The 7374-nt window shown below is 39.9% G+C and carries 11 protein-coding genes; 1 reads left to right on the plus strand and 10 read right to left on the minus strand.

Annotation, left to right across the window (positions count from 1 at the left end):
• From H277_RS20445 to H277_RS0118215, 8 genes are all read right to left on the minus strand, one after another.
• Positions 1 to 320, minus strand: a 320-nt coding sequence (locus H277_RS20445) for an IS66 family transposase (protein ID WP_033422741.1), incomplete at its 3' end; no start/stop codon positions are given.
• Positions 321 to 370: 50 nt separating this feature from the next.
• Positions 371 to 709 (minus strand): IS66 family insertion sequence element accessory protein TnpB, encoded by a 339-nt coding sequence (tnpB, locus tag H277_RS0118185; protein ID WP_146810844.1) that lies wholly within the window; start codon positions 707 to 709, stop codon positions 371 to 373.
• 1 nt (position 710) lies between these two features.
• A complete protein-coding gene (tnpA, locus tag H277_RS0118190) occupies positions 711 to 956 on the minus strand; it encodes an IS66 family insertion sequence element accessory protein TnpA (protein WP_019977059.1) in 246 nt (81 codons plus the stop codon).
• Between the two features lie 67 nt (positions 957 to 1023).
• On the minus strand, positions 1024 to 1404 hold the full coding sequence (locus tag H277_RS0118195) for a hypothetical protein (protein WP_154652455.1): 381 nt from the start codon (positions 1402 to 1404) through the stop codon (positions 1024 to 1026).
• A 78-nt stretch (positions 1405 to 1482) separates the two neighbouring features.
• Positions 1483 to 2277, minus strand: coding sequence for an LEM-3-like GIY-YIG domain-containing protein (locus H277_RS0118200; RefSeq protein ID WP_019977061.1), 795 nt, complete (start codon positions 2275 to 2277; stop codon positions 1483 to 1485).
• 28 nt (positions 2278 to 2305) lie between these two features.
• A complete protein-coding gene (locus tag H277_RS0118205; RefSeq protein WP_019977062.1) occupies positions 2306 to 2917 on the minus strand; it encodes a LutC/YkgG family protein in 612 nt (203 codons plus the stop codon).
• The gene (locus H277_RS0118210; protein WP_019977063.1) at positions 2907 to 4295 is read right to left on the minus strand and encodes a lactate utilization protein B; all 1389 of its coding nucleotides are present in this window, start codon (positions 4293 to 4295) and stop codon (positions 2907 to 2909) included. Before H277_RS0118210 ends, H277_RS0118205 begins: the two co-directional genes overlap by 11 nt.
• A gap of 18 nt (positions 4296 to 4313) precedes the next feature.
• Positions 4314 to 5063, minus strand: a complete 750-nt coding sequence (locus H277_RS0118215) for a (Fe-S)-binding protein (RefSeq protein ID WP_019977064.1) — start codon at positions 5061 to 5063, stop codon at positions 4314 to 4316.
• A gap of 158 nt (positions 5064 to 5221) precedes the next feature.
• On the opposite strand from H277_RS0118215, the gene H277_RS0118220 reads away from it, so the two are divergent.
• Positions 5222 to 5698: a Dps family protein gene (locus H277_RS0118220; RefSeq protein ID WP_019977065.1), complete on the plus strand. Its 477-nt coding sequence runs from the start codon at positions 5222 to 5224 to the stop codon at positions 5696 to 5698.
• Positions 5699 to 5782: 84 nt separating this feature from the next.
• Here the strand turns inward: H277_RS0118220 and H277_RS0118225 are convergent, their stop codons facing one another.
• Positions 5783 to 6127, minus strand: coding sequence for a hypothetical protein (locus tag H277_RS0118225; protein WP_019977066.1), 345 nt, complete (start codon positions 6125 to 6127; stop codon positions 5783 to 5785).
• Between the two features lie 81 nt (positions 6128 to 6208).
• Positions 6209 to 7374 (minus strand): IS66 family transposase (gene tnpC / locus H277_RS0118230; RefSeq protein WP_026357725.1); only part of this gene is annotated, 1166 nt, incomplete at its 5' end.

Below are 7374 nucleotides of genomic sequence, written 5' to 3' on the forward strand. Positions count from 1 at the left end.
TCAAACGGAAGTGCCATTTGATCGGGATTTCCTTCAAAACGCTCACGCTTTTGACCAAATTGCATACGTTTGTACATCTCAATTTGAGCTTTTAGATATTCGCGCTCTTTTAAAAGGGAATCATTTTCCTGAGAAAGGGAATCATTTTCCTGAGAAAGGGAATCATTTTCCTGCGAAAGAGCATCTTTTTCCTGCGCAAGGGAATTTATCTTTTGGTCTTTTTGGGAGTTGTTTTGAGAAAGCGAATTTATCTCAGAATCACGACTAGAAAGCAGCTCTAAAAGCGCTTGTTTTGACAGGTTTTCTAGTTCGTTTTTCATACTGTAAAAGTACCATTTTTAAAGCTTTTGTGCAAGAAAGTAAGCTGATTTTAAGGTAATGAAAATCGCTTTTTTTGAATACTTTTTATTACTTGAATGCCTTCAATCATCAAAATAAGATGGCTCCAACTCAGTTCATTTTTCTGAGTTTTTGGAATCGGAAAAGTACCTTGTTCCAAACGTTTGTAATACAGCACAAATCCGCCATTTTCCCAATGCAACAGTTTTATATGAGTGCGATTTCGGTTTAAAAACACAAAAACCTCACCACTTGTGGCTTGCCGTTGCATCACCGAACTAACCAATCCACAAAGCCCATCAAACGATTTTCGCATATCGCAATAACCGTCGTACAAGTAAAATCGGTGCGAAGAACCAAGCGAAAACACCTTAGTAAAGCTTGATTAATTGCGATAAAAGTGCCAAATTATTGACTACTTTGAGTCGCACGCCGTTGGGATAAATTAACTCTATCTCATCTTGCGAAGTTTCTTCTTCGATGGCAATGAATTTCCCCGTTTTAGATTTGTTTTCATTGCTTCGTTCTAACCAATAATAAAAAACAGCTTCGTTAATTCCGTTTTCTTTGCAATAAGCGCGTTTACTTTTTCCACTTTGTTGCCAATGGGCTATCATAGCCAACCTTTGAGTTCTGTTGTGTTGTCTTGTATTGTCATGCTACAAAATTAAATCAGCTTTTTATTTAACGCAATATGGGGTTCGTAGGGGGGATACAAACCGTCGGTCCATATCGTCCGATGGTTTTTGTAAAAACATCAGAGACGATTGGTGGTTGTGTTTTTTCCAATTGTGTATACAATAGTGATTGGGTCCCGCCGTCTGACTTTTCATAATGAATACCACAGCGGTCAACAGTAATTTCTCTGACAGATTTTGGCTTGTTGCGTTTTATAGCTTTGAGAACAAGCAACGTCATCCAAAGGATAAACGGATAGTAAAACACAAAAAAAACGAAAGACCCCGCCCCATAAATTTTTTCTTCTATGTAAAATAAAACGGGAATGGCGTAAAAAGTAAATGCAATTAAAACGATAGCAATGAAAATACGACACGGAGAAATCATGTCCAGAACCATTTGGGCTTTGAGGTTATTTCCGGAAAGTTGTCTTTTGTGTACCTCATTTAGTTTCTCATTTATACCTTAACTCATTTTAGTCGCATTTTTAATTATTTCAAAATAACGAATTGGATTTGCCATTCCTCTAATTTTAGGAACTTCTTTATTTATGTATATATCAAGAATTTCTTTTGAAGTAATTTCCGAACCTTCAAACCCCCATCTTTTCACCCCTCTATTTTCAATATCCTGTACCCATCTTTCTGGTTTAAACACCGCTCTTATTACGCCCCTATATTCTGCTAAAACAAAATCTGAATTTTCTGCTCTTTTTTTGTCTAAAACCCACCAACCTCTGGTAGCTTCATAAATATTTGGTCTGTCATAAATTGGGTTCTCATTTTTCTTTTTTCGTTTATTATCGTATGTTTTGTTAATGTTGATTACTAAAACGTTATGTTGAATATTTTCTATTTTTAATTCTTCACAATTGTAAAGCAACTCACATTCATCCACTGTTTTAATCCCTTGGTTAAACGAATAATGACCTGCTGCAATATTTGAAATTTTCGCAACTTCTGCAAAATCCTTAAAAGTTAAAAAATCAATTAAGACAGATTCAACTATTAACGCTTCATTCTCTTCTAATCCGTGCCGAACTATAAAGTGATTTACTTTTAGGTTTTCTTGTTTTATGGCTCTTATAATCTCTAATTTTTCAGTTTCGCTTGGATTAAATATCGCTTCATTAATATGATAAAAAACACGATTTCCATACCCTTTTCCAACATAAAATATCTTATCGTCTCTTGGGTCTATTAAAAGATAAACATAATATTTTAATTCTTCTTGTGTTTTTTGCGAGAAACACTCAACCATAATTCATTGCTTTTATGAACCTTACGTTCTATTTTCCTGTCTCATCATCTTTTGTTTTCAAGAAGAAAAGCGTCAGACTTTTTGCACCTTGCGCACCTCTCACCAAAACGGCACCGATATCTGCCGTAGCTGATGGTCCCATCACGAAACAACCATAATTGGCATCGAGCAACCCGGGTCTTTGGTATGCGGTATGCATATTTTCGGTAATCTCCGCAGGATCCAGCAAAACCGCCAAATGCTGGGATAAATAACCGAGTGCATTTACTTTCAGCGATTTTTCCGTTACCCATATCATACCCATTTCGGCAACACCAAGTTCGGCTCGGAAAACACCTAAACCCACATCGTCCAGATCGCGAGGTTGCTCCACCGCATCGATATCTTTATTCCCTTCCCATTCATCGGTTGCCGAACAAACGACCTTGACATCGGGCAATCGTTCCTGCATTATTTTTTGGGCTTCTTCAACCGAAGAAACATCGTAAAAATCAACCGCTGCCAACTTTAAATTCTTTTCAAAAACAGCTTTTAAGTCAATACCCGCTTGCTCAAATGTCGGGATATAGGGATAAGCTGTTGGTGTTCGTTTCGCTAATCCTGCTCTTATAGACTGCAAAAAATCTTCTTTACTGCTCATTGTTTTTTCTGTTTTTGATGTACCACTCCCTAAAGGTTTCTTTCTTCACATCGGGCAATTTGCGATGTGCCGCCCAGGGGTCTAATGTTTTATTTTCCGTGATCGCTTCCGGCAGGATATTAATAGCGTTGTAGGCGACTTTTTCAACCGCCCGGAATAATTTCGGATGTCCCAGCATCACGCCGACAGCTTTGAAAGCCATTCTGCGGCTAAAATCCACCTCTTTGTTTTTCATCATCACCTTGCGCCAGTCCATGATCTGTTCGGCAATATTGATATGAACCGGGCAAACCTCGCTGCAGGAACCGCATAAAGACGAGTGGAACGGTAATTCGGAATACTTTTTGGCATCGAATGTAGGGTCGATGATGATCCCGATCGGACCTGAATATGTTGCGCCATACGCCAGTCCGCTACTGCGTCGGTATACCGGACAGGTGTTCATACATGCTCCGCAGCGGATACATTTCAATGATTTCCAGAACTCGTCCATCGCCAATCGCTTGCTTCTGCCGTTGTCGGTCAGGATGATGTGCATTTCTGCTCCTTCACGCGGACCTGTAAAATGTGAGGTGTATTGCGTTGCAGGTGTTCCCAACGCACTTCGGGATAATATACGTATAAAAACACCCAAATCTTCTGCCTTGGGCAGGATCTTTTCGATACCGATACTGGCAATATGTAATGGTGGTAAACTTGCGGTAAGATCAGCATTCCCTTCATTGGTGCAGACCACAAAAGTTCCCGTTTCGGCAATGGCAAAGTTTCCGCCCGTCATGCCGGCATCGGCAAGCAAAAATTTGGGTCGGGCATTGTTGCGCATTGCGGTATTCAGTGAAGCCGGGTCGGTATTATTGGGATCAGTACCTATTTTTTCGGCAAACAGCTTTGCAATATCCTCTTTGGTCTGATGGATGGCAGGCATCACAATATGACTGGGTATCTGCTCCGATAGCTGCTGTATGCGTTCGCCCAGATCGGTTTCCAGCACGCCAATTCCTTTTTCTTCCAGAAAGGGTGTCATACCACATTCTTCCTGCAGCATGGATTTGCTTTTGATGATATTTTTCACCCGGTGGCTGCTCAAAATCTCATAGGCTATCGCATTGTGCTCGGCAGCATCATTGGCAAAATGTACTTTAATTCCGCGTTTTTCGGCATTGGTTACAAACTGCTCCAGGTATTGATCCAAATGGGTCAGCGTATGCTCTTTGATAGCCGAAGCCAAATTACGCAGTTCCTCCCATTCGGGGATCTGTGCGGCGGCGGTATCTCTTTTTTGCCGTGCATTCCACAGGTTTTTATCGTGCTCGGTTACGTGGATATCATCCTGATAAATAAATTCTGCGGCATTTTTTTCTACATTTACTTTTTTCATTTTTGTAAAGTTTTACCGTTAAAAAGGACCGTTGTTCAATATCTGCGCCACGTGCAAAAATTTCAGATTGGTTTTTTCCTTATCTGAAACTCCCTTTTGGTGCATCAGGCAGGACATATCCGGAGAAACAACATATTCAATTCCGTTACGGACATAGTCTGAAACCTTATCCTGTCCCATTTTTGCACTGACGGCTTCATCCGTTACGCAAAATGTTCCGCCAAAACCACAGCATTCATCCGGTCGGTCGATATGCTTGATGGTAATATCCTTTATCGAATTTAAAAGCTCTTCGGTTTTGTTATAACGGGGCTCCATCCATTCGGAACGGGAGGTAATGTGCAGACCACGGATGGAGCTGCAACTGTTGTGAATGGCAATGGTATGCGGAAAAGAGATGTTTGAAAAATCGGTGATCTTCAGCACATCGGTAAAAAACTGCACCAACTCGATGGTTTTTGCACGCATGGCCGTTACCTTTTCGGTTTGCGGAATGGCATCAAAATGCTGCCGGATCTGCTTTACGCAGCTTCCCGCCGGACCAACAATGTAATCCACGTCCAGATCCTGGAAATTCTCCGCAAAAGCCTTTTCGATTTTCGCTGAATTTTCCTGATCGCCTTCATTGGCGGTGGGCTGTCCGCAACAGGTTTGGTTTAAGGGGACGATAACTTCGATATTGTATTTTTCGAGTAGTTCCAGTGTGGCAATAGCAACCTCGGGATAAATCAAATCGATATAACAGGGGACGAATAAGGCTACTTTCATTATTTCTAATTTTTGATAAGTGAAAATACGAAATAATATAATCTGATTTATTGGCTTCAAACCAATTTAGAATAAGTATAAATAATGCGTTTTTAATGCCTTCATATCGAGGTTATTTCTTTTTTCTGTAATTTTATATAAACAAAATTTAAAAAAATATGGGAGCAAATATCGGTTTGACACCAAAACAGACAGAAATTATAGCAGAAATTTTAGAACCGCTTTTAGCGGATGAGTTTCTTTTGTATTTAAAAACCAGAAATGCACATTGGAACATTGAAGGTCCAGACTTTCATACGGTACACGTTTATTTTGAACAGCTATATACCGAACTGGAAGATGTAATTGATGAAGTGGCAGAGCGACTGAGAAAAATTGGTCATTACGCACCTGCTACAATGAAACAATTTTTGCAGTTAACACATTTATCTGAAGAACGAGAAGGCAAAAATGATAGTTTGAGCTATATTAAAGAGTTGCTTGCCGACCACGATGCGATTATTCTCTACCTAAGAGAAAGCCTTGTGAAACTGGATGATGAAGTGAAAGTTGCCTACGGTACAAGTGACTATCTAACTACGCTAATGGAACAGCACGAAACAACCGCCTGGATGTTGCGTTCGCATCTGAAATAGTTTCTGATTAAAAGAAAAAGTGCTGCATCATAGTGATACAGCACTTTTTTGCTATGCAAGTACATCAATCTGGAGTTGTATTTATCACAAAAACATCTTCTTCCACTTAGTTACAGTATTTCTGCTGAGCTTGAAATGTATTGCTAATTGGCTATTGTTGAGCTTGTATTTTTTCTGATAATCCAGCATTTGCAGAATGTCGGATTTGCTGTAAGAACGGTGTTTTTGGTTTTCGTTCTCCATTGCTTTATCGGTAATTCCGAAGATTTTGTTGTTCAGGTGGATGATGTCTATTGTAGAAAGCTCTTTCTTATTCAGCAAATTTTCACAAGCTTCTTTCTTTTCCGGCAACTTTTTATTGAGAATATCGGTAAAGATTTGTTTGTAGTTTGGGGTTGCTTTCCCATAACTTTTCTTGTTTTTTTGCATTGTTCATTCTTGGAGTGATGAGAAATATTGCTTAATTATATTCCCAAGTAAATAATCGGTAATCTGTATCCCCCCGACCAACTACATCTTTGCTAGTTCATCTATTTTTTTATAATTCTGCGGGTAGAGGTCTTTTAAATTTTTGTGGTTGATGGATTGGATGTTTTCCAAAGTATATTTAAGCCAGTTGTACGGATTAACTTCGTGTTTTTTACAGATGGCAAAAAACGAATAAATCATCGCGGCGCGTTGGGCTGCATCATGGCTTCCGGCGAAGAGATAATTTTTTCGGCCAAGGGCTAACGGACGAATGGCGTTTTCTACCAAATTATTGTCGATTTGCAAATTTCCATCGTATAAATAGGCAGACAACGCATCCCATCTAGCGTAAGCGTAAGCCATCGCTTTGCCGATTTGACTTTTAGGAAGGGTGTTTTTAATCTCTTCAAAAATCCATTTTCCAAGTTTGTTGATGGTTTCAAGAGAATGGGATAATCGTAAATCTTTGATTGCTTCTGCCGTAAGATTTTCTTCTTTAGCTTTGCGTTCTACCGCGTATAATTTTTGGATAAGCAACAAGGCTTTTTCGGCTCTGGGTTTGTCGTTATCTAATGCTTTTTCAAACTCACGGCGGGCATGCGCCCAGCAAGCCAAGTGCGTAACACCGTTTTTTCGAGCGTATTTTTCGTATACAGCGTAGCCATCGGTTTGTAGGTAACCAATAAAATCTTTTAAAATAGGTAAAGGCGCACTGCTGCCGCGCGTTGCACTGTAATCGAACAACACGGTGCCTTCAAGCGGCGCGTGATATACCCAATAATAACCTTGGTGGGTAGCGCCTTTTTTGTCGCTGTCCAACACTTTTATCGGACTTTCATCAACCTGTAAATAGCCATTTGATTTGGTATCGAAAACCAACTGTTCATAAAGCGGTTCCAGTTTATTGAGCGCTTCTTTGGTCCAACCTTCAATAGTGGATGAAGCTATTTGGATGTTTTCTCTCGAAAATCGCTGTTTTTGACGATACAATGGTAAATGATCTACATATTTGTCGGTCAAAATCATCGATAAAAGTCCGGCACCAGGGATGCCTTTGTCAATTACGCGCTCGGGAAGCTCGCCAATTACAACGCCTTCTCGGTTTTTAGCGGCATATTTGTAGCGAATGTAGCGTTTGATGTAAAATCGGGCAGGTTGACATTCCAGTTCTTCGGTAATTTCTTTGCCAATGCAAACCATTTCAGAAA

Origin of the sequence: Empedobacter brevis NBRC 14943 = ATCC 43319 (genome assembly GCF_000382425.1) — a bacterium.
In the GTDB taxonomy this organism is placed as follows: domain Bacteria; phylum Bacteroidota; class Bacteroidia; order Flavobacteriales; family Weeksellaceae; genus Empedobacter; species Empedobacter brevis.